We start from the raw sequence: 20473 nt of genomic DNA on the forward strand, positions 1-20473 counted from the left end.
CGGATCGCATCGACAGATGCGATCCGGGTGAGGGGCTACAGTCTCACTGAACGCCGCGGCCCCTCACCCGGATTGCTTTGCAATCCGACCTCTCCCCGCCGGGGAGAGGTGAGCCACGGACAGCCGACCGAACCTAACATCATCATTCTCTGAACTACCGCGTCCCGTAAGCGCGGTCGCCGGCGTCGCCAAGGCCCGGCACGATAAATCCGTTCTCGTCGAGACCTTCATCGACCGCAGCCGTCCAGATCGGCACGTCCGGATGTAGCCCGCGCAGCCGTTCCAGGCCTTCCGGCGCTGCGATCAGGCAGGCGAGGCGGATGTCCTTGGCGCCGCGCTCCTTCAGCCGGTCGATTGCCGCGACCGCCGTGTTGGCGGTGGCAACCACCGGCGTCACCACGATGGCGAGGCGCTCGCTGAGATCGGACGGCGATTTGAAGAAATACTCGACCGCCGCAAAGCTGTGCGGCTCGCGGTAGAGTCCGATATGGGCGACGCGCGCGGTCGGCACCAGGTCCATCATGCCGTCGACGAAGGTCGTGCCGGCGCGCAGCATCGGCACGAACACCAGCTTCTTGCCGGCGATCTTGGCCGAGTGCATCGTCGCCAGCGGCGTCTCGATCACGGTGTCCGTGAGCGGCAGATCGCGCGTCACCTCGTAGCACAGGAGCATGCCGATCTCCTTGATCAGCTCGCGGAAGGATTTTGTCGAGATGGACTTGTCCCGCACCAGGGTCAGCTTGTGCTGCACCAGCGGATGATCGACGATCGTGACGCCTTCCATGATCGGATGCCTTTCTTCCTTCTCCTCTTGCGGGAGAAGGTGGCGCGAAGCGCCGGATGAGGGGTCGTTTCCGCGAACTCAAACGAGAGGTTAGAAAACCGTGCCGTCGCTGATCACCTTGAGCGGCGGCGAACCGTCGGGCCGGCGCGCAAAGGCAATGGCGCGGCCGGCCGCCCAGGTGCCGCCTTCCAGAATGCTGGCGAGCGGCAAGGACTCCGGCGTACGGCCAAGCTTTGCGCGAACGCGTTCGGCGAGCCGGTCCAGCAGCGCGACGGTGAGTGCGCGCCACTCCACGACCAGCAGCGAATCCACCGCATGCGCACGGTCGGCATCCGCGGCATCGCGCAGGCGCAGCACCTCGTGATCGACGAACAGGCCGCCATTGCGGTATTCGGCAAGCCCGGTCAGGCCGTCGATGTCGGTGACGGCAATGCCCGCGCGCTGGAGCGGCTCGATCAGCGAATAGCTCAGCCATTGCGACAGCTTGTGCAGGGGCACGAGGCCGGCGGTCGCGTCATTGGTTTTGATCGCGGGATGGCGCCAGCAATCGCCGAGCGGAATCCCGGCAAGATCGAGCCGCGACGGCCAGATCGATCCGAGCTGGTTCAGCACCGCGGACAGGATCGCAGGCGCGGCGATGCCGCCGCCGACGGCTTGCGCCGCGATGTGATCGAACAGTCCGCCCGGCCGCGGCGTATCGTGCAGGCCGAACACGTCCGCACGCTCCGCCACCAGTTTGCCGAGGCGCCGCAGCAGATCCGCACGCCCTTCGAGGCCGAGCAGAGGGTTGGCCTCGTTGACCTGAAACGCAGCGGTGAGGGAGGCTAGGGGCAGTTGCGCGAGCACCTCCGCATCGGCCCGGAACGGCGCACGCGCATCGCCGGAAAAGAGTCCGCTGGCGAACATGTCGAGGCTTGCGATCGCAAGTCCCTCGGATCGGCCGATACTTCCGCCGGTCACCGCGTCCCGATATCGCCAGGCAGCACCTGCGCCGGCATCGAGCAGCACGCTGACGATCGCAAGGTCGAATTCAGCGCGAGCCCGCGCGGCACGATCCGGCCACGATGCAGCGTCGGCAAGCCGCGCCCAGCGATCGACGCCACCAAGTACAAAATGCCGCCAGCGCGCATGGAAGGGAACGTCCAGCGTCGGATAGGTTTTTCGCGTGACCGCGAGCACGGCCTCGGCCAAGCCATCGATGCGGTCGAGATCGATCGTGAAGTGGCTCAAGCCGCCGGCAAGGCCGATCTGAAGCATCTCACCGGCGCGCGCGCGAACCGCTGCTGCGGAGAGCAGCGAGCGGGCCTCCTGTTGCAAAGCCTCCGCCATCGCGCGATCAGTATTTTTCCAGCGAGCGTCCGACCACGCCATCCACGTCCTTCTCGGGCGCGATGTCGGTCGAGTAATAGCCGGCGGCCTTCTTCGCGGCGATCTCGACATAGGCGTCGGCCGGGATCAGCTCCGGCGGGATCGGCACGCGCTCGACGATGTCGATGCCCTGCGAGGTCAGCGCGTCGTATTTCATGTCGCTCATCGACAGGAAGCGATCGATGCGTTTGAGGCCGAGCCAGTGGATCGTATCCGGCATCAATTGCTGGAAGCGCGCATCCTGCACGCCGGCGACGCATTCGGTGCGCTCGAAATAGGCCGCGGCCGCATCGCCGTCCTCCTGGCGCTTGCGGGCGTTGTAGACCAGGAATTTCGTGACCTCGCCGAGCGCGCGGCCTTCCTTGCGGTTGTAGACGACGAGCCCGAGCCCGCCCTCCTGCGCGCCGCGTGCGGATTCCTCGATGCCATGGATCAGGTAGGGCCGGCAGGTGCAGATGTCGGAGCCGAACACGTCCGAGCCGTTGCACTCGTCATGCACGCGGCAGGTGATCTTGGTGCGATGGTCCGGCAGTTTTGTCACATCGCCGAACATGTAGATTGTGGTGCCGCCGATCGGGGGCAGGAACACTTTCATGTCCGGGCGGGTGACGAGTTCGGGGAACATGCCTGCGGTCTGCTCGAACAGCGTGCGGCGCAGCTCGGTCTCGCTTGTACCGAACCGCGTCGCAAGGCCCGGCAGATACCAGACCGGATCGATCGCGATCTTCACCACCGAGACGCTGCCATTGGCATGCACGACGTCGCCGTCGGCGCGCAGCCGCTTTGCGGCGAGGGCCTCGCGGATCTCGGGCAGGTCCAGCCGCGCCCGCGTCACCGCGATGCTCGGCCGGATGTCCGACCCTTCGGCGATCTCCTTGCCGAAATTCTCCGCGACGAGATGACCCCACGGATCGAGCGCGACGATTTTGGCGGGATCGCGCCATTGCTCGAACGGCCCGATGGTCGCGGCCGGAAACGTGTTGGTGAGATCGGGACGCCGGATCGGATCGAGCGCGCCGGCGGAGACCGCGAGCGCGCGGTACATCGCGTAGGAGCCGCCATGGCTGCCGATCACGTTGCGATCTCCGGCGCGCGACACCGTGCCGATGATCGGTCCGCGGGCGCGCGCATCGGCTGCGCCCCAGTGGATCGGAAAGGCGGCCTTCCGGCCCGGCTCCGGATGGGAGGTCAGGCGGATGTGGTCGGTACGGTTCGCGCGGCTCATGACCAAACTCCTAAAAAGCCAACGGCCCGCCGCTTGGACGGGCCTGGCTCGGTCGCGTTACCGGCTGACGAACACCGGCGACGCAAGCTCAATCCAACATATTGTAGCGGCGAGGCACGACAGACAAGTTAATCGTGCTGCGGGCAGGGCTCGCCTGGACGCAACGCAGTCTCGCGCCGCCAACCTCGCCGGCCTGCATGCAGACTCGATTTAAGAGATTGAAATAATTATACTTTTCTTATTTTCAAGGGGCGGTGCATCGTTTTGCGCGGCGGAGAGCGCGTCCCGGACAAAACGTGTAATCAGACCAACCGTACCGATCGCCCTTGCCTTGGAGACCGCCATGCCCGCCGCCAGCTACATCGATCCCCGCAACGGACAGCTCTATTCCCTCGACCAGCCGCGCTGGTGCTCGGACGAGCGCACGCCGCTGCTGGTGACGCCGGGCGCAGGGATCTCGCGCGATGACGTCGATGGCCGCACGCGCTCGCTCTGGCGCTACCGGGCGGCGCTGCCGGTGGAGATCGCAAAGCCGATCACGCTCGGCGAAGGCTGCACGCCGCTGGTTCAGCAGGATTGGAGCGATTTGCGCCCGCTGTTCAAGCTCGAATGGTTCAACCCGACCGGCAGCTTCAAGGATCGTGGCTCGGCGGTGATGCTGTCGTTCCTGCGGCAGATCGGCGTCGGCGCGATTCTGGAAGACAGCTCCGGCAATGGCGGCTCGTCGATGGCGGGGCTGGGCGCTGCCGGCGGCCTACGCGTGAAGATTTTGGCGCCGGCCTCGACGTCGCCGGCGAAGATCGCGCAGGTGCGCGCTTACGGCGCCGAGGTGCAGCTCGTGGAAGGACCGCGCGAGGAATCGGAAGCCGAGGCCATCCGCCAGTCTAGCCAGACGTTTTACGCCAGCCACAATTGGCAGCCGTTCTTCCTCGAAGGCACCAAGTCGCTCGCCTATGAGATCTGGGAAGATCTCGGTTTTCGCGCGCCCGACAATGTCATCGTCCCCGTCGGCGCCGGCAGCAGCCTCTTGGGTTGCGCCTTCGGTTTCCGCGAGCTGCGGAAGGCCGGCCAGATCGCAAAGCTGCCGCGGCTGTTCGCGGCGCAGCCGCAAAACTGCTCGCCGATCGATGCGAGCTTTCAGGCCGGTGTCGATACGCCCGTCGTCCGCGAGGTGACCAAGACCATCGCCGAAGGCACCGCCATCAAAGCTCCCCTCCGTCTGCGCGAGATCATCGGCGCGCTGCGCGAAAGCGGCGGCGGCACCGTTGCGCTCACCGAGGACGAGATCGTCGCCGCCTTGCGGCGCCTTGCTCGGCAGGGCCTGTTCGCCGAGCCGACCAGCGCCAGCGCGGCCGCGGCGCTGGAGAAGCTTGCCGCCACCGGTGCCATCAAGGCGACCGACACCACGGTCGCCGTTCTCACCGGCACCGGCCTGAAGGCCGCGACCACCGTCGCCGATCTCGTGCAGTAGAGCCCGATCCGTTGAGCCTGTGTCGCGGAGCCATGCGAGTGCGTTGAACCTTCTGCCTTCCTCGCCAGCCTCATGAAGATCGACCTCGGGCAAAGGGAGAGTTCCATGACCGCGCAGGATCCGTTTGCAGGTTTCAAGGCCGTCCAGAAGGAGGCCTGGTCGCTGTTCACCCCGATGGAGGTCTTCACCACACCGACCGCCGCCAAGCTCGTCGGCTTTGCCGGCGTCGCCGCCGGCCAAAGGCTGCTCGACGTCGGATGCGGCACGGGCGTGGTCGCGATCACGGCGGCGCGCCGCGGTGCCAAGGTCAGGGGCCTCGACCTGTCACCGGTCCTGATCGAGCGCGCCCGCGAGCACGCGCAGCTGGCGAACCTCGATATCGCCTTCGCCGACGGCGACGCCGAAGCTCTGCCCTATGGCGACAATGAGTTCGACGTGGTGCTCAGCCAGTTCGGCCACATGTTCGCACCGCGTCCGGACGTGACCATCGGCGAGATGCTGCGGGTGCTGAAGCCCGGCGGCACCATCGCTTTCTCTACCTGGCCGCCGCATCTCTATGTCGGGCGGATGTTCGCGCTGATCGGCCGCCATCTGCCGCCGCCCGAGGGCGTGGCGTCGCCGGTGCTGTGGGGCGATCCGAAAATCGCCGCCGAGCGTCTCGCCGGGAAGGCGAAGGATATCTCCTTCGAGATGGACATGATGACGCCGTCCGCACTCAGCCCGCAGCATTTCCGCCGCACCATGGAAACGACGATCGGGCCTTTGATCAAGCTCGTCGCCCAGTACAAGGACGAGCCGGACAAGCTCCGGAGCTTCCGCGCCGAGTTCGAGGCGTTGATCTCGGAATATTTCGATGCCGGCAACAACGTGATGCGCCAGCAGTTTCTGATGACGAAGGCAAGGAAGGTGTGACGAAGGCGCGATGAAGAGCCGCGATCGCAAATGCTTTCCTTCTCCCACAACGGGAGAAGGAAGAGAACCTCACTCCTTCAGATCATTCACCCGCTTCACCCACGCCCGCACGTCCGTGAGCACGGCGGGCAGCACCGCCTTGACCTCGGCCACCGTCATGCCGGCCTTGATGCGGGGATCGTAGAGCAGATTGAGGATGTACTGGTCGTAGACGTCGAAATAGCCCATCGAGACGTTGTCGTTGAACATGGTCCACGGCACGCTCGCGGTGTCGTTGATCGGCCCGAGCGATTGCAGCAGTTCCTCATAGGCGCAGTCGAGGAAGGTGAAATCGCCATTGTCGACGGTGAGGATGACGTCGGAATGCTCGATCTCGAAATTGTCGTTCTTGCGGAAACCGGACAGGCATTGCGGATCGAGCGAGGTGCGGATCTCGCGCGCCTTCTCCGCGCCGTAGAAGCTGGTGATGGTGCGATAGAGATCGCGGTCGCGCACCAGCTTCACCCGCACATTGGCCGCCTCGCTGGTGCCGGTCATGGCGATGTCGAGATGCTGCACGCGGGCGCCGATATCGGCCACGACTTTCACGAGCTGCATCTTGCGGTCGGCGCGGTCGCTCTCGGCGAACACGCGCACGGGCCCGTCGAACTTGCGGATGCGGTCGACGCGGCCGGCGAGGTGATATTCGGCGCCGAATGCGGTCTTGAGAAAACCATCGACGATCTCGCCGTCGGTGAAGCTCTTCTTTTCGGTACGCTGGCGCGCGGCGATCGCGGGCAGTTCACCTGCGACGGCCATGGTAGCGGTATCAGCCACAATCGTGAGCGCGGCGAACGCCAGCAGGGCGATGCGAAGGGCAGGCGAGGGCGGGTTCAATGCACTCATCGTCACGTGACGCTGCCGCATTCGCGCCCCGCGCACAAGGCCGCATATTCACGCTTCCTGCGGGTTCCTGCTGTGTTCAGGCACGATGCCGTAGGGTGGGCAGAGGCGCCAAGCGCTGTGCCCACCATCTCTCGACAGTCGCCAAGGAATTGGTAGGCACGCCTTCGGCTTTGCCCACCCTACGGCAGTTCGCTCGGATCTAGTTGTTCAGCACGACCACGGGGGTGCCGACGCCGACGCGGCCGTAGAGGTCGGTCACGTCGTCATTGGTCATGCGGAAGCAGCCCGACGACACCGCCTGGCCGATCGTCTCCGGCTCGTTCGAGCCGTGGATGCGGTACAGTGTCGAGCCCAGATACATCGCCCGCGCGCCGAGCGGATTCTCGACGCCGCCCTTCATGTGGCGCGGCAGGTCGGGCCGGCGGGCCAGCATCTGCGACGGCGGCGTCCAATCCGGCCATTCCTTCTTGGCGGTGATCCTGTGCACCCCGCCCCAGCGGAAGCCGTCGCGGCCGACGCCGATGCCGTAGCGCAGCGCCTGGCCGTTCTCGAGCACCAGATAGAGCCGGCGCTCGGCGGTATTCACCACGATCGTGCCGGGGGCGTAATTACCGTTATACATGACGGTGGACCGGGGAATCGGGCTTGCGCCGCCGCCGAGATAGCCGGTGGAGCTGGTGCCCGTGAAGTCGATCATCCCCGCCGCGGATGCGTCGGCCGCGCCCGCCAGCAACAGCCCCATTGCGGCGATCGGCGCGGCAAAAAACCGGATCATTTGTTTCCCCCAGCAAAAAACGATTCAATGACAGCCAGAGGCCATATTTGCAGCGATTTCGCAAGCCACGGCCCCGTGAGGGGCTTCATCGTTAACGACTGGCGTTACCAAATCGGCAATCGCGACATTTTGCCGAAAAGCATTAGCCAAACCGTCGCGGCGCGGGGCAGGGCCGCGATGCCGGCTATTGCTTTGACGAGGGCTCCCGAACAATGATTGAACCGACGGACGATTGGACATTGCCGGTTGCGGGAGCAAAAAGAATGAACGGTGCGGAAAGCCTGGTGCGGACGATGGTCAAGGGTGGGGTGGACGTCTGCTTCACCAATCCAGGCACCTCCGAGATGCATTTTGTCGCAGCGCTCGATCGCGTGCCGGGCATGCGCTGCGTGCTCGGCCTGTTCGAGGGCGTGGTGACGGGCGCTGCCGACGGCTATTTCCGCATGAAGGGCCTGCCTGCCTCGACGCTGCTGCATCTCGGTCCGGGCCTCGCCAACGGCCTTGCCAATCTGCACAACGCCAAGAAGGCGAATTCCGGCATCGTCAACATCGTCGGCCAGCACGCGATCTACCACATCGGCTATAACGCGCCGCTGACCTCCGACATCGAGGGCCTGGCCCGGCCGATGTCGTCCTGGGTCCGCACCTCGCCGGATTCCAAATCGATCGCCGCCGACGGCGCCGCGGCGATTGCCGCCGCGAAAAGCGCACCGCCGCAGATCGCGACCCTGATCCTGCCGGCCGACACCGCCTGGAACGAGGCCGACGGCATTGCCGAGGTTCCGGCCGAGCAGCAGCGGGCGAGCTATTCGCCGCAGGCGGTCGAGCAGGCCGCAAAGATCCTGCACGGTGACGGCGAGGGCACGCTCCTGCTGATGACCGGCAGCGCCTTGAGCGAGCAGGGCCTGGCGCTGGCCGAGCGCATCGCCGCGAAGACCGGCTGCACGGTGATGGGCCCGACCTTCCGCCCGAAGATGGCGCGCGGCCGCGGCCGCTATTCGATCGACCGCATCCACTACGTGATCGAGCAGGCGCTGCCAATGCTGGCGAAGTTCCGGCACATCGTGCTGGTCGAGTCCGACGATCCCGTGGCGTTCTTCGCCTATCCGAACAAGCCGAGCGTGCTCAAGCCCGAGGGCTGCGACGTCCATCGCATGACCTCCTGGGGCGAGAACTCTGTCGCAGCGCTGGAAGCGCTCGCCGGCGCCGTGAAGGCCAGCGCCAGGGACGTCAAGCCGCAGGCGTTGCAGGAACTGCTCAAGCCGACCGGCGCACTGACCCATGCCTCGATCGCACAGGCGATCGCCTATGCGATCCCGGAGAACGCGATCCTGGTCGACGAGTCCCTCACCACCGGCCGCGCCTTCTTCCCGCCGACAGCGGCCGCCGCCCCGCATGACTGGCTCCAGAACATGGGCGGCTCGATCGGCTTCTCAACGCCGCTCTCGATCGGCGCCGCGATCGCCTGTCCGGACCGCAAGGTGATCACCATGGTCGGCGACGGCAGCGCGATGTACACGATCCAGTCGCTGTGGACCCAGGCGCGCGAGAACCTCAACATCGTCACCATCGTGTTCGCCAACCGCATCTACCAGATCCTGCGTGGCGAGTTCGACAATGTCGGCGCCGGCGAGCCCGGTCAGCGCGCCAACGACATGCTCCGGCTCGACCGGCCGACGCTGGATTTCGTCGCGCTGGCCAAGGGCATGGGCGTGCCCGGCCGTGCCGTCACCAATGCCGACGAGTTCAACAAGGCGCTGGCCGAGGCCGTCGCCGAGCCCGGTCCGCGGCTGATCGAAGTCCAGATGTAAGGCACTTCATGCAGGGCGCCGGAGGTCGGGAGGCACGATGCAGACCGAACTGAACAAGGTGATCGCGGCGCTCCGGGAGTTCTACGCCCACGAGGGATTTTTGTTCGAGAAGGACGTCGGCGAGCGGGCGGTGACGCACCGCTTCGCCGTCTATCTCGAGCGGCAATTCTCCGGCTGGTCGGTCGACTGCAACTACGACCGTCTCGGCGAGCGCACGCTGCATCTGCCGCACGGCACCATCATCTCGACCGACGACCATCTCGGCAAGTCGATCTACCCCGACGTCGTCGTGCATCAGCGCGAGATCCCGAACAATCTGCTCACTGTGGAGATCCGCAAGGCCAGCAATCACACGCCGCTGGAGCACGACCAGCACAAGCTGCGGGCGATGACCGACGTGCACGTCTGGTTTCCCTACTGGATCGGCGCGCTGCTGGTGCTGGACCGGCACCATGTGACGGTCTCGGAAGTCTATGTCAGCGGCCTCGTCGACGAGGCGCTGTCGCGCTGGTTCGCGACACGGCTGGATGAGATCGGCCTCGGCGCTGCGCATTAGGCGTGTGCTTTTAAACGTCAGACTTCGAGGACAAAGCGGAAGGCGGTTCGCTTGGCCAGCATCGGCTGCTTATGACCCATCGCAGGCTTCGATCGCACCGCGAGCCTGGTGCGAGGGATTGCAGTCCAGCTCCTTGATCCTCCCGTCGGCATCAAACGCAAAAAGCGCACACATGACGCCGGCACCGGTGACGTAAGAGATAATGGGGCCGTCTTCCGAAGGATGGAGATCGTGCAACGTTCCCGCCGGATATTTTCGGAGGCGATCGACCCAATAGGTACGAAGTGCCTCGCGACTGGTAATGGTTTTGACGTCGCAGCCGCAGCCGCAATGGACCACGGCATCTTCGGCATACATGTCCAGGATCGCTCCGATATCGCCCGCGCGGTAGGCATCGAGCCAGTCAATCGCAACGGCCATCGGGTCAAATGACATATTTCTCGGCTGGATACGGTCAAAACTTGCCATTCTAGGTCCGGGTACCCCCGCTAAGCCTCTTTCTTCAATCGATTAATTGTATTTTAATAGTCTCCCCCGGTCCGGCCATATGCCGAAGTACATAGACGGCCGGGCCGAGGCAGCGTCCATGTTAGACGTGACTGCGAAGCAGGAGATTTCCGCGCGCATCCGGCTCGTCATCGGAGATCGACAACCGGTCGTTCTACAGGGGCTGACGTCGATACTCGCGGCACAGCATGACTTCGACCTTGTCGCATCGTCCAGAGATGGGGCGAGCTGCCTCGAGGCAATCCGGAATTTGACACCCGACGTCGCGCTCCTTGCCGACACGCTGCCAGATCTGACGGCAACCGAGATTCTCGCGATTGCGAAAGCCGAGAGTCTTCCCACGCGCCTGGTGTTCTTTACTCAGTTCGAATCCAACCCCGATCTGGCCGCTGCGATTGCTGCTGGCGCCTGCAGCGCAATTTCGAAGTATGCCTCCCCCGACACCATGCTGCGATCACTGCGACTGACGACGAAGCGCGGTGTATTTCCGGAGCAGTCCTATCTCTGGCCCACCGGCAAGCACGCAGACGGCGGCGTCAAAATTGAAAAGATGCTGGAGCTATTGACGCATCGGGAACGTCAAATTGCACGGCTGGTGTCAGTAGGAATGTCGAACAAGGAGATCGCGCGCCAGCTAAACGTCTCCCCGGGGACAGTCAAAGTACACCTATTCAACATATTTCAGAAGCTTGGGATCACCAACCGAACCGTGCTCGCTGCACGCGCGTTGCTACAACGCCCCTCCGGCTTCGGCACGCTCGCGCTGGCCTTTCTGGCCATCGCTATTGCGGACGAACTCAAGGCGTCGGAAGCGAGCGACACGCTTCCGAATGACGATAGCGTCGGCCACGCGGGAGAGTACGCCGAATATGAGCCCTGGAAAAAAGCTATTCTCCGGCACCTCATCGTCTGGGAATCCGCCGAGACGCCCCCGCTCACCCAGAGAGACGTTTTTGCCAAACTAAGCCAACTCACGAGCCCGGCGGCGGCAATGGAAGCACTGCGCGCGGCTGAGCAATCTGCAGGCTCGAAATCGTGGAAAGATCACGGTCCTGTTGGATCGAGCACGCCCAATCTTCCTGCGCCTCTACTGCGAGGAACCATCGACACACAGATGAGCGGCGAACCGACCGCGGATCATCTATTCCCGCGGCTTACGTCCAATCCGATGTCGCTTCACGGAGGATATGGCACCTTCGCCACTCTCGCAGGCGCGCTGATCTACGCACTGCACGATCCCCATCTCGCTCTGCAGCCGCATGAGCGGGGTCATGCGTCGATCGACAGCTTCGTCGTCGCCGGAGAGAATGCGACCATAAAAGTGGCCGCGACCCATGCCGACGCCAATCATGCGAACAACTCGGTCCCGAGTTTCCTTTCGCACGATTTCCACCTGCCTTCCGCCGTTGGGACGACTGGGAATGATAATGTCGCTCTAGAAGGCGGTCGGGGCCAAATGGGCCCAAGCGCCGCGGGTGACGACCTCCAGAAACCTCTCGGCGTATTGGACTCTGGTGACGATGCCGGTGTTGGCGGATATAGCCGCGATCAACAGATGGGTGGCAACGTCGAAAACGTTGTTTATCGCTCCCCGATCGATTCCAAGTCGACATCTTCCGACTCTGTCTTCGATTTCGCATCTGGGCCGAGCAGGATCAATCTTGCAGCCTTCGGAGGTCTTGCTTGGCTGCATATGACAGCAGCAAGCAAGTCTATACCGCCGCACACCCTCGCCTGGATCTACAACTCCGCAAGCAATGAAACGATCGTTTACGTGAATCCGACCGATCATGTTCTTGATGTCGGGGATCGCGGCCTGCTGGAAATCCATTTGCGGGGGATCGTAGCCATCGCGGAGGCGGATGTCGTCTCCCAGCCAGATGGCGCGGCTATCACGACCACCTTGGAGCAGCTGGAAGCAGCGCTGATATCGGCGACCGCAACCGATGAGACTGTTCTGAGTACGGCCAATGGCCATCCCAGCATCGGGGCGAGCGAGAGCACGCTCGGGACCGCTGGAGTTTGGGCCGGCGACGGCTTGGGGTTCCAATTCGGGCAGACTCGAGCCGGCTTGGGCGGGACGACGAGGTTCAGAACCTCCGGCAGCGAATCGACGGATGCACCAAAAGAGAGCGATGGTGCGTCTGCGGTGTCGGCGCACATATCATCGATCGGGCTTGCTCCGAGCGCGACGATTCCGGCAGTCGAAAATCTCACATCGAAGAGTGAGCCGGTCAATGCAGGCACCGGCGCTTTGTCGACCAAACAGGACGAGATCGTCCAACCGAGCGTCGCAATGGCCGACAGCGCGGACCGCGGTAACTCGCAGCACGCTTCGGAGCCAGAGTCTGCAAACGGGGCCCCAGAGAGTGCCCAAGCGAAGTCCATACCGGGCAACGGCGTAGGCAACGACGATGAGCATCATTCCGAGGCTTCAGACGATTCGCCAGGGTCAGCGAAGACCGCGGAGCCAAGCGGCGTGGAACACAGCAACTCGGGGCACTCACCCTCCGTAAAGGACGTAGCCGACAGCGTTGCAGCGGCGGGCAGCGCGGACCGCGGTAACTCGCAGCACGCTTCGGAGCCAGAGTCTGCAAACGGGGCCCCAGAGAGTGCCCAACCCAAGGCCATACCGGGCAACGGCGTGGGCAATGACGATGACCATCATTCCGAGGCTTCGCACGGGTCGCCAGGGTCAGCGAAGACGGCGGAGCCAAGCGGTGTGGAACACAGCAACTCGGAGCACTCAACCTCTGCAAAGGAAGCAGCCGACAGCGTTGCAGCGGCTGGTAGCGCGGACCGCGGTAACTCGCAGCACGCTTCGGAGCCGGGGTCTGAAGAGGACCCCCCTGAGGGGGCCCAAGCGAAGGCCATGCCGGGCAACGGCGTGGGTAAGGACGATGAGCATCATTCCCAGGCTTCAGACGATTCGCCAGGGTCAGCGAAGACCGCGGAGCCAAGCGGTGTGGAACACAGCAACTCGGAGCACTCAACCTCTGCAAAGGAAGCAGCCGACAGCGTTGCAGCGGCTGGTAGCGCGGACCGCGGTAACTCGCAGCACGCTTCGGAGCCGGGGTCTGAAGAGGACCCCCCTGAGGGGGCCCAAGCGAAGGCCATGCCGGGCAACGGCGTGGGTAAGGACGATGAGCATCATTCCCAGGCTTCAGACGGTTCGCCAGGGTCAGTGAAGACCGCGGAGCCAAGCGGTGTGGAACACAGCAACTCGGAGCACTCAACCTCTGCAAAGGAAGCAGCCGAAAGCGCCGCAATGGCGGGCAGCGCAGACCACGGTAACTCGCAGCACGCTTCGGAGCCAGGGTCAGCAGCTCAATCTGCTACAATCGCATTAGAAGCCGCACAGCCGGCTAAAGCTGCGTCCGAGACCGCCGCCGCGGACCAAGAACTTGTATTCCGCTTCGATAGCGAGGCAACTCCTTCCACTCTCGTCGCGATAATTGAACCTAAAGAGCTCAATAATTCGCTCGATCCGCACGTTCCGCCCGGTCTGGGAGCGGACCTCGATATTATCGTGAAAACTTTCCCCAATACACCGGACGAACACGCGGTGCACCACGGCAATAATGGTACGCATCTTGCCATTGGACCTGCGTCTCATGACTTGTTGATTTGAAGTGTCGCACTGTCATTAATTGACATGAGAAGGCGCGCGCCAGCGAGCGCCAGATGTCGAGCCGGCTGCCGGCCGCCTATATGGCCGCCCGAGACGGTGACGCACCGCTTCGCTGTCTATCTCGAGCGGCAATTCTCCGGCTGGTCGGCCGACTGCAACTACGACCGGCTCGGCAAACGCACGCTGCATCTGCCGCACGGCACCATCATCTCCACCGATCATCTCGGCAAGTCGATCTACCCCGACGTCGTCGAGCATCAGCGCGAGATCGCGAACAATCTGCTCACCGTGGAGATCCGCAAGGCGGGTAATCACACGCCGCTGGAGCACGACCGCGCAAGCTGATGGCGATGACCGATGTACGACCCGTAGCGGAAGTTACCTCCACGCGGCAGGTGATTGACGCCGGTCCGTCTTTGGTCCATTTTTATCCTTGGTAGATGCGACCTGCCGCTTGCGCCCTCCGGGGACGGTAAACGTATCGCAGGCTTTTGAGCCCTTTGCCCGAACGAGCCGGGCCAGCAACGCAAGCCCTGGCACTTCTGTCTCGTTCAAGAGCAAAGGATGAAGACATGCGCGATTTCCGCAACGCCAAAGCTATGGCCCAAACCCTGCGTGCGGCCCTTGCTGCCAAGGGCATAAAGATCACCGTGGGCCAAAGCCTCGAACTCACTGCCGAGATGTTCGGTCTAGCCGATTGGAATACGCTAGTTGCCGCAATCAACGCGGAGAGGGCCATTCCTCGCGAGAAAATCTCGCCGCTGCCGGCTATGCAAAGCGATTCGTTTCCGCCGCTTTCCGCCGAGCTTGCTGCGACGGTCCATCGGGCTATCGGCTTCGCTGGCCAGCGAAATCACGAATACGCCACACTGGAGCATCTTCTGCTCGCCCTATTAGAAGACCCAGATGCTTCGGCATTCATTCGCGCCTGTGCCAATCCTAATGGACTGACGGAGAGGCTCGTTGACTACCTCGATTATGGACTGACGAAATTAGTCATGGAGAGCCGCGCCGAAGCCAAACCGACCGCCGCATTTCAACGCGTCGTACAGCGTGCGGAGGTCCAGCAGAAGTGGATGGGTGGCTCCAAAGTAACCGGCGCAGCTGTCCTTAAAGCAATTTTCTACGAAACGCAGAGCCCGGCTGCGCGCTTTCTCGATGAGCAGGGAATTACCTATCAGGAACTATTCGGAAGCGTTGGCAGAGGCGGTAGATAAAGCTCGCGTAGTCGCATGTCTGAAGTTGGGCCGTGGCCGACCTAAGCCCAGAGCGCCGCGGCGTCTGCTGTCAGGAGGTGAGCCGACCACGGTCATGCCCCACGAATAGGGCAGCCTTTGACCCAAGGCAGACGTGCCCTGCTCGCTAGGCCGCATTGCGCTGAATGTATTAGCGGCGCTAAAGATACCTGATGATGGCTCGCTCGATACCCACGCCTCTCTGGTTCGCGGCGGCCCTTTTCCCAATGGTTGTGTCGCAAATTGTAAGACTGCAACAATCCGATCCGGCAGCATGGATCGTCTGGGATTACGCAGGCCGCCTCGGGGCCTTGGCAGTTCTGTGCGCCATACCTGCTGCGCGGAAGATAGCCTTCCGATTTGAACCACTTCGAATGGCGCGATGGGAAGTGACCATCTGGATTGTCGGCATTGTCCTCGCGGACCACTATTGGGGCGGTTGGATCCAACGAACCATTAATGGAGACCTACCTGCGACAGTGCTCGGGGCATATCCTGAAGTGCAAGGCTGGCTACATGTCGTCGATATCATTTTTGGTCTTGGGCTAGTCGCCTTAAGTGAGGAGATCGTATTCCGCCGCTGTGCGCGTCATCTGCTGCAGAGCTATTTGGATGACGGCTATGCCTTGGTTCTCGCAACCTCATTTTTGTTTGGAGCCTATCACTGGTGGACGGGTTTCGGGAATATTGGCGCGGCTATGGTGATAGGTGGCTTGTTGATGATGTTGTACCGCCGATCCGGGGCACTTTGGCCTGCAGTTCTTGGACACTACCTGGCTGACATAGTGAACTTCGCGTTTTGAAAGGTCGCCTATTGGCCCAACGCCGGCATCATGCACGTCATTTTCAACGTCACCTTCTGAGGGCAAACCAGACGCGACAAGTCTGTCAGTGCACGCCTTGGAGGTTTACCTCTCCCCATCAGCGCGAGGTAAACCACAGGCCGCCCGCACAATGCGAGCGGCCCTTGCGTCATCGATCGTCGCCGCTCAGTGCAGAGGATCACCTTGGCCGAGCGCATAGGCGACGAGATCCCTGAGCGCGAAGCCGGAGCCCGTCACCGGCGTCCATTGCGGGTCGAGCGACAGCACGGAGGAATTGTCGCCGAACATCATGCCGAGGAAGACTTCGGCGACGATGCGACCGCCGACGGGGCCGAGCTGCGGTGTGTTGATCGGGCCGGGCGCGCCGGTGGCCGGGATCGTGACGGGGATCTGGAACTGCCGCGCCTCGGCCAGGATGTAGGCCCAGAGCGGACAGTTGCCGGCGAACACGCCGTTCGCGATGGTCGCAATCTTGGTCTGGGGGTCGCCGGTGCCGGGCTCGTCGACGGCTTTGCCGATGATGATCTCGTCGTCGCTCAGCGGCGTCAGGTTCATCGCCCTGGCGACGGCCTGGCCCGAGGGAAGACCGAGCCGCCAGCTGCGCTCGAGATTGCGCAGCGCAAGCGAGGCCGGATTGGACGCGACCTCCGGCGGCAGCTTGCGCAGCGGATCGACCAGCGAGGCATCGATGCGATAGGCGAACTGAAGCCGCCGCTTGTTGTCGGGATTGGTGTCGTCGTCCTCGACGCCGTAAGCGCGCGTGTCGAGATCGATGAAGCGGCCCCAGTCCATGGCGCGTCCCGGGCCCATAGCGCGGAAGCCGGTCAATGCGTTGTGGTCCGGATTGTGCGGATCGGGGAAGATCTGGAGCAGCATGTTGTCCGCATCGTTCAGCCGGTAGCCGGGACGGATCATGGAGTGTCCGAGCCGGTAGGCCGCGACCGAGAATTCGACCGGCATGAACGGATAAGTCTTCCAGTGGTAGTGAGCGAGCTTGCTGCGGTCGTAGTGACCTGCGGTCTTCAGCGCGTCCAGCACGCTGGCGTGGACGATGCGCGGCAGGAAGTCGTTCAGCACGACGTATTGGTAGTGGAATCGGACGCGCTGCTGCACGTCCTCGAACGACAGGCTGTCGTTGTCGTCGACCATGCGGTTGTGAAAGCGCAGCATCAGGGCCTGGAATTGCGAGACGATGCTGTTCTCGTCGTTGCGGGGATCGCCGATCAGCGCGCGGCCCTTGAAGCGCGGAAGGTCGCTGGCATCGGGCACGCCGGTGCCGGTCAGCTTCTCGCCGAGGCGGAACTTGATGCCGTCATACATATAGGGCTGGTCGTTCGGGCCGCGGCCGTAGAGATTGTCGAGGTCAAACGACGGCGTGCGGAAGTCGACGAGCCCGTCGGGATCCTGCTGCTTGGTCAGCGAGCTTACCGGATCGAACGTGACGTCGTGGTCGATGAACTGGCCGAAATAGGTGTAGAGCGCGGGAATGCCGCTCTCTTCCGCGTCCGGCCCGTCCTTCGGCCCATCGAAGCCGGCGACCATCTTGTCGGCCAGCGCCGACAGGCTCGCGACATTGTCGGCGTCATTCGTGCCGAACGTCGCGGGCTTGATCTTGCGGAACATGCGGCCGAAGCGGCCTTGCGAAAGCGGCGAACGCGTTGCGTTCAGACCGCGCGGAACAATTGCGTGGCGGCTGCTCATGAAGAACCTCTCTGAAAAGTCGAGATGAAACAAATCGAGCTAAAGTTGTTCGCGCTGGGATATGCAGGCTAGGCGAGATCACGCCCGCCGCGAGCGATATGGATCACAATTGCCCGGCCGCAACGATATTTCGAAAGGAGGCGCTTGCGCGCAAGCTGCGGCCGCGCCTTGCAAATTTTTCCCGAAATGATGACGGATAACATTCTCGTCATCGCCAGGACGAACGCGGCTTCGCGCGAGTCCATTTCCGGGACATGTCCGACACTTTGTCGTGCTTGTCTTGGTGTCCGCAGTGGGCGCTGCGTTCGACATGGGGCTATGATGACGCAAGCCGCGATGAACTATGTGATCTCGGCCACAGTTCGCGACGGGCTCCCAGCCTATCGTGAGCAGACTTGCCCGCGTCGGTCCCTGAGGCCTACGCTTTGCCTCATTCGGATCAGGTCATTTTGGAGGTTCTGATGCAAAAATCATATGTGCTGGCCGCGACGACCGCGCTGGCGATTCTCATGCAAACGCCGCTCGCGCTGGCGCAGACGGCGCCCGCGGCCGGCGGAACCGCAGCGCCTGCGGCGACGACCAGCGCGCCGGCCGCAACGACAGCGCCGGCCGCAACCGAATCCAGCCAGCCATCCGACTCCAAGAAGAGTGCATCGAAGAAGCAGCCGAAGAAGAAGATGACCCGGCAGCAGGAGATCGATCACTCGGTCGACAGCGGTACCGTTCCCGCGCGCTATCGCAGTTCGGTGCCCAAGCAGTACCAGCAATATATTCCGTTCGATAAGCAGTAGCGGATTGCATCGGCGGCGCGACGTGACCGGACGTCGCGCCGCCGGTGCCTTCGAACGACGGACGGCCTTGGCCAGGCGGGATCCGAGCCACATATGTTGTGGTGGTCTGCCGGCGCGGTGCTAGAGTAGGCCAACGCCGGGGGGAGTAATGAGCGACGACGTAAAGGATGCTGGCCTCATGGCCATGATCAGCAGCATCCTGGGAGGCAATAAGCGCGCAGACATCGTTGCTCCGCCGCCACTCACCGAGGGTCCCCCGACTGCGCCGACGAACGGATTTGAGCTGGTCGAGGCATCCACGTCCGATGCAGCACCGGCCAATGCTGAGAACAAGTCTGAGAACGAGCCCGAGACGGCGTCCAGTGCCGCGCCGGCCGCGACCAAGCCGGTCGAGCCGCCGGCGAAAATCGCCACGACACCGGATGGCAAGCAGCTGCTGCCTGCGGAAGCGATTGCCGATCTCGTGCTCGGCGAGCTGCGCAAGATGGAGAATTTTCCGGCGACCGGCGCTTCCGTCACGGTCTACGGCTACAGGCACTGGAACGCGATGATCACCTTCGCGCCGTTCTCGACCAGATTCCAGGACGCGACGCGGTTCCGCCAGGCCTTGCCGGACCTCGTCTTCAAGCTGCGCCGCTTCGTCGAACTTGAGATATAGTCCGGGGCAATCCGCGGCGGTGGGAACGCGCCGCAGGCAACCAGGACAGTTCGACAGGATTTCAATTGAGCGTCGCCTTTACCAAAGAAGAGAGTGCCGAGACTGCGTCCGAGACGCTGTTGCCGGATCGCCCGATCTCGCCGCATCCAAATCTCGTGACGGAAGCGGGCCTGCAGGCCTTGCAGGCGCAGCTTGCCGACGCGCGCGCGGCCTATGAAGCCGCGCAAGCCATCGAGGACGTCAACGAGAAGCGCCGGCAGTCGGCGGTGCCGTTGCGCGACGCCCGCTATCTGACCGAACGCCTGCGTACCGCGCAGGTCGTGCCGAAGCCCGAGTCGACCGATATCGTCGCCTTCGGCAGCACGGTCACCTTCAGCCGCACTGACGGCCGGGTGCAGACCTATCGCATCGTCGGCGAGGACGAAGCCGATCCGAAGGCCGGATCGATCTCGTTCGTCGCGCCGGTCGCGAAGTCGCTGATGGGAAAGGCGGTCGGGGACGTCGTGGGATCAGGCGCGCAAGAGATCGAGATTCTGTCGATTGCGTAGGATGGTCTCCGCCGTGTCCGCACAACAAAGCCCGATGGTCGGATGAGACGGTTTCTGTCGGGAGCGTTGCCGTTTTACGCGCTGGCGGGACTTGCCATGTGCATGTACCTCGTCCTGTACAAGACGGATCTGTTCGACCTGAACGCCATCGTCCAGGGCGCGACCGGTTCGGCGTGGTTTCCGGTCTTCATGTTCGTCTGCGTGCTGCTGGAGGCGGTCTTCCCGTATTTCGGCTATTTTCCCGGAACCGCTCTCATCCTGATGTCCGTGGCGCTCAGTCCGAAGAGCGTGGATGTCTCCGTTTTCATCATGGCGTGGCTGGCCATCATCGTGGGTGCCGTCGTGAGCTACGGACAGGCTCGCTTCTTCAGGCCGTTCCTGCAGCGGGTTGCCTCGAAGGCGGCCCTGAGCCGATGCGAGTCCCTGTTCGATGCCTACGGTCCTTACGCACGCATTGCCTTGTTCATTCATCCCAACGCCTGCGCGATGTATTTCACGGCGCTCGGACTTCTCGGCCGGAACCTGACGCGAGAGCTCGCCTATCTCAGCGTGGGTGCAGCAGTCGCTGTCGGCATTCTGTTCGTCATCGTGACCAGGCTGGTGTCGTCCGTCGGCCCCACCGATGACGGCGAATTGCAGGTGCTGCTGGCCGCCGCGCTGGTCGCCATCGGGACGCTCGTCGGGCTCTACGCGGCCTGGCGGCCCGCTCGGGCCGTCTAGAGGTTGCTCCGTCATTGCACGCAGCTTGTCCGCCACAGGCGTCGATGATCTCCACAATCGGGCATGGTTCA

19 protein-coding genes and 1 pseudogene are annotated in these 20473 nt (G+C 63.3%); 12 read left to right on the plus strand and 8 right to left on the minus strand.

The genetic code is table 11. The features are described 5' to 3' along the window. Window positions 1-154 precede the first annotated feature (154 nt). The 3 genes from upp to I3J27_RS06655 form a co-directional block, all read right to left on the minus strand. Window positions 155-784: a uracil phosphoribosyltransferase gene (gene upp / locus I3J27_RS06645; RefSeq protein WP_270166734.1), complete on the minus strand. Its 630-nt coding sequence runs from the start codon at window positions 782-784 to the stop codon at window positions 155-157. Window positions 785-874: 90 nt separating this feature from the next. Next, window positions 875-2113: a URC4/urg3 family protein gene (locus I3J27_RS06650; RefSeq protein ID WP_270166736.1), complete on the minus strand. Its 1239-nt coding sequence runs from the start codon at window positions 2111-2113 to the stop codon at window positions 875-877. A 7-nt stretch (window positions 2114-2120) separates the two neighbouring features. Further along, a complete protein-coding gene (locus tag I3J27_RS06655; protein ID WP_270166738.1) occupies window positions 2121-3377 on the minus strand; it encodes a GTP cyclohydrolase II in 1257 nt (418 codons plus the stop codon). Window positions 3378-3720: 343 nt separating this feature from the next. On the opposite strand from I3J27_RS06655, the gene I3J27_RS06660 reads away from it, so the two are divergent. Both I3J27_RS06660 and I3J27_RS06665 read left to right on the plus strand, forming a co-directional pair. Continuing rightward, window positions 3721-4848: a threonine synthase gene (locus tag I3J27_RS06660; protein WP_270166740.1), complete on the plus strand. Its 1128-nt coding sequence runs from the start codon at window positions 3721-3723 to the stop codon at window positions 4846-4848. A gap of 105 nt (window positions 4849-4953) precedes the next feature. Further along, a complete protein-coding gene (locus I3J27_RS06665; protein WP_270166742.1) occupies window positions 4954-5760 on the plus strand; it encodes a class I SAM-dependent methyltransferase in 807 nt (268 codons plus the stop codon). A gap of 69 nt (window positions 5761-5829) precedes the next feature. Here the strand turns inward: I3J27_RS06665 and I3J27_RS06670 are convergent, their stop codons facing one another. Both I3J27_RS06670 and I3J27_RS06675 read right to left on the minus strand, forming a co-directional pair. Beyond that, window positions 5830-6645 (minus strand): DUF2927 domain-containing protein, encoded by an 816-nt coding sequence (locus tag I3J27_RS06670; RefSeq protein ID WP_270166745.1) that lies wholly within the window; start codon window positions 6643-6645, stop codon window positions 5830-5832. Window positions 6646-6844: 199 nt separating this feature from the next. Beyond that, window positions 6845-7420 (minus strand): L,D-transpeptidase, encoded by a 576-nt coding sequence (locus I3J27_RS06675; protein ID WP_270166747.1) that lies wholly within the window; start codon window positions 7418-7420, stop codon window positions 6845-6847. A 263-nt stretch (window positions 7421-7683) separates the two neighbouring features. Between I3J27_RS06675 and I3J27_RS06680 the strand changes: the two genes are divergently transcribed. Both I3J27_RS06680 and I3J27_RS06685 read left to right on the plus strand, forming a co-directional pair. Beyond that, on the plus strand, window positions 7684-9231 hold the full coding sequence (locus I3J27_RS06680; RefSeq protein WP_270166749.1) for an acetolactate synthase large subunit: 1548 nt from the start codon (window positions 7684-7686) through the stop codon (window positions 9229-9231). Between the two features lie 37 nt (window positions 9232-9268). Then, window positions 9269-9787: a hypothetical protein gene (locus tag I3J27_RS06685; RefSeq protein WP_270166751.1), complete on the plus strand. Its 519-nt coding sequence runs from the start codon at window positions 9269-9271 to the stop codon at window positions 9785-9787. A 69-nt stretch (window positions 9788-9856) separates the two neighbouring features. Here the strand turns inward: I3J27_RS06685 and I3J27_RS06690 are convergent, their stop codons facing one another. After that, window positions 9857-10255, minus strand: coding sequence for a nuclear transport factor 2 family protein (locus I3J27_RS06690; protein WP_270166753.1), 399 nt, complete (start codon window positions 10253-10255; stop codon window positions 9857-9859). A 118-nt stretch (window positions 10256-10373) separates the two neighbouring features. Here I3J27_RS06690 and I3J27_RS06695 point away from each other — a divergent pair, with 118 nt between their 5' ends. The 4 genes and pseudogenes from I3J27_RS06695 (at window position 10374) to I3J27_RS06710 (ending at window position 15963) form a co-directional block, all read left to right on the plus strand. Then, complete coding sequence (locus I3J27_RS06695; RefSeq protein WP_270166755.1) at window positions 10374-13925, plus strand: LuxR C-terminal-related transcriptional regulator; 3552 nt, start codon at window positions 10374-10376, stop codon at window positions 13923-13925. Between the two features lie 96 nt (window positions 13926-14021). After that, window positions 14022-14284 (plus strand): annotated as a pseudogene (locus I3J27_RS06700) (hypothetical protein); the annotation flags it as partial. Window positions 14285-14497: 213 nt separating this feature from the next. Continuing rightward, the gene (locus I3J27_RS06705; RefSeq protein WP_270166757.1) at window positions 14498-15142 is read left to right on the plus strand and encodes a Clp protease N-terminal domain-containing protein; all 645 of its coding nucleotides are present in this window, start codon (window positions 14498-14500) and stop codon (window positions 15140-15142) included. Window positions 15143-15333: 191 nt separating this feature from the next. Beyond that, window positions 15334-15963, plus strand: coding sequence for a CPBP family intramembrane glutamic endopeptidase (locus I3J27_RS06710; RefSeq protein WP_270166759.1), 630 nt, complete (start codon window positions 15334-15336; stop codon window positions 15961-15963). Window positions 15964-16149: 186 nt separating this feature from the next. Here I3J27_RS06710 and I3J27_RS06715 read toward each other — a convergent pair whose 3' ends face one another. Both I3J27_RS06715 and I3J27_RS06720 read right to left on the minus strand, forming a co-directional pair. Beyond that, on the minus strand, window positions 16150-17685 hold the full coding sequence (locus tag I3J27_RS06715) for a peroxidase family protein (RefSeq protein ID WP_270166760.1): 1536 nt from the start codon (window positions 17683-17685) through the stop codon (window positions 16150-16152). A 68-nt stretch (window positions 17686-17753) separates the two neighbouring features. Further along, complete coding sequence (locus I3J27_RS06720) at window positions 17754-17930, minus strand: hypothetical protein (RefSeq protein WP_270166763.1); 177 nt, start codon at window positions 17928-17930, stop codon at window positions 17754-17756. 216 nt (window positions 17931-18146) lie between these two features. On the opposite strand from I3J27_RS06720, the gene I3J27_RS06725 reads away from it, so the two are divergent. The 4 genes from I3J27_RS06725 (at window position 18147) to I3J27_RS06740 (ending at window position 20402) form a co-directional block, all read left to right on the plus strand. Next, window positions 18147-18476, plus strand: coding sequence for a hypothetical protein (locus I3J27_RS06725; protein ID WP_270166765.1), 330 nt, complete (start codon window positions 18147-18149; stop codon window positions 18474-18476). Window positions 18477-18624: 148 nt separating this feature from the next. Beyond that, complete coding sequence (locus I3J27_RS06730) at window positions 18625-19134, plus strand: hypothetical protein (RefSeq protein ID WP_270166767.1); 510 nt, start codon at window positions 18625-18627, stop codon at window positions 19132-19134. A gap of 65 nt (window positions 19135-19199) precedes the next feature. Then, complete coding sequence (gene greA, locus I3J27_RS06735; protein WP_270166769.1) at window positions 19200-19682, plus strand: transcription elongation factor GreA; 483 nt, start codon at window positions 19200-19202, stop codon at window positions 19680-19682. Window positions 19683-19724: 42 nt separating this feature from the next. Continuing rightward, window positions 19725-20402 carry a hypothetical protein gene (locus I3J27_RS06740; RefSeq protein ID WP_270166770.1) on the plus strand — a complete coding sequence of 226 codons (678 nt, stop codon included), beginning with the start codon at window positions 19725-19727 and terminating at the stop codon, window positions 20400-20402. Window positions 20403-20473: the final 71 nt, after the last annotated feature.

It is taken from the genome of Bradyrhizobium xenonodulans (assembly GCF_027594865.1).
GTDB classification, from domain to species: Bacteria; Pseudomonadota; Alphaproteobacteria; order Rhizobiales; family Xanthobacteraceae; genus Bradyrhizobium; species Bradyrhizobium xenonodulans.

Bases quoted from the DNA above. Each gene is read 5' to 3' on its own strand.
- I3J27_RS06705 (WP_270166757.1), top strand. From the start codon at position 14,498: ATGCGCGATTTCCGCAACGCCAAAGCTATGGCCCAAACCCTGCGTGCG.
- I3J27_RS06695 (WP_270166755.1), top strand. From the start codon at position 10,374: ATGTTAGACGTGACTGCGAAGCAGGAGATTTCCGCGCGCATCCGGCTC.
- I3J27_RS06730 (WP_270166767.1), top strand. From the start codon at position 18,625: ATGAGCGACGACGTAAAGGATGCTGGCCTCATGGCCATGATCAGCAGC.
- I3J27_RS06720 (WP_270166763.1), bottom strand. From the start codon at position 17,930: ATGGACTCGCGCGAAGCCGCGTTCGTCCTGGCGATGACGAGAATGTTA.
- I3J27_RS06685 (WP_270166751.1), top strand. From the start codon at position 9,269: ATGCAGACCGAACTGAACAAGGTGATCGCGGCGCTCCGGGAGTTCTAC.
- I3J27_RS06740 (WP_270166770.1), top strand. From the start codon at position 19,725: ATGAGACGGTTTCTGTCGGGAGCGTTGCCGTTTTACGCGCTGGCGGGA.
- I3J27_RS06670 (WP_270166745.1), bottom strand. From the start codon at position 6,645: ATGAGTGCATTGAACCCGCCCTCGCCTGCCCTTCGCATCGCCCTGCTG.
- I3J27_RS06715 (WP_270166760.1), bottom strand. From the start codon at position 17,685: ATGAGCAGCCGCCACGCAATTGTTCCGCGCGGTCTGAACGCAACGCGT.
- I3J27_RS06655 (WP_270166738.1), bottom strand. From the start codon at position 3,377: ATGAGCCGCGCGAACCGTACCGACCACATCCGCCTGACCTCCCATCCG.
- I3J27_RS06690 (WP_270166753.1), bottom strand. From the start codon at position 10,255: ATGGCAAGTTTTGACCGTATCCAGCCGAGAAATATGTCATTTGACCCG.
- I3J27_RS06680 (WP_270166749.1), top strand. From the start codon at position 7,684: ATGAACGGTGCGGAAAGCCTGGTGCGGACGATGGTCAAGGGTGGGGTG.
- I3J27_RS06675 (WP_270166747.1), bottom strand. From the start codon at position 7,420: ATGATCCGGTTTTTTGCCGCGCCGATCGCCGCAATGGGGCTGTTGCTG.
- I3J27_RS06725 (WP_270166765.1), top strand. From the start codon at position 18,147: ATGCAAAAATCATATGTGCTGGCCGCGACGACCGCGCTGGCGATTCTC.
- I3J27_RS06660 (WP_270166740.1), top strand. From the start codon at position 3,721: ATGCCCGCCGCCAGCTACATCGATCCCCGCAACGGACAGCTCTATTCC.
- I3J27_RS06665 (WP_270166742.1), top strand. From the start codon at position 4,954: ATGACCGCGCAGGATCCGTTTGCAGGTTTCAAGGCCGTCCAGAAGGAG.
- I3J27_RS06710 (WP_270166759.1), top strand. From the start codon at position 15,334: ATGATGGCTCGCTCGATACCCACGCCTCTCTGGTTCGCGGCGGCCCTT.
- upp (WP_270166734.1), bottom strand. From the start codon at position 784: ATGGAAGGCGTCACGATCGTCGATCATCCGCTGGTGCAGCACAAGCTG.
- I3J27_RS06650 (WP_270166736.1), bottom strand. From the start codon at position 2,113: ATGGCGGAGGCTTTGCAACAGGAGGCCCGCTCGCTGCTCTCCGCAGCA.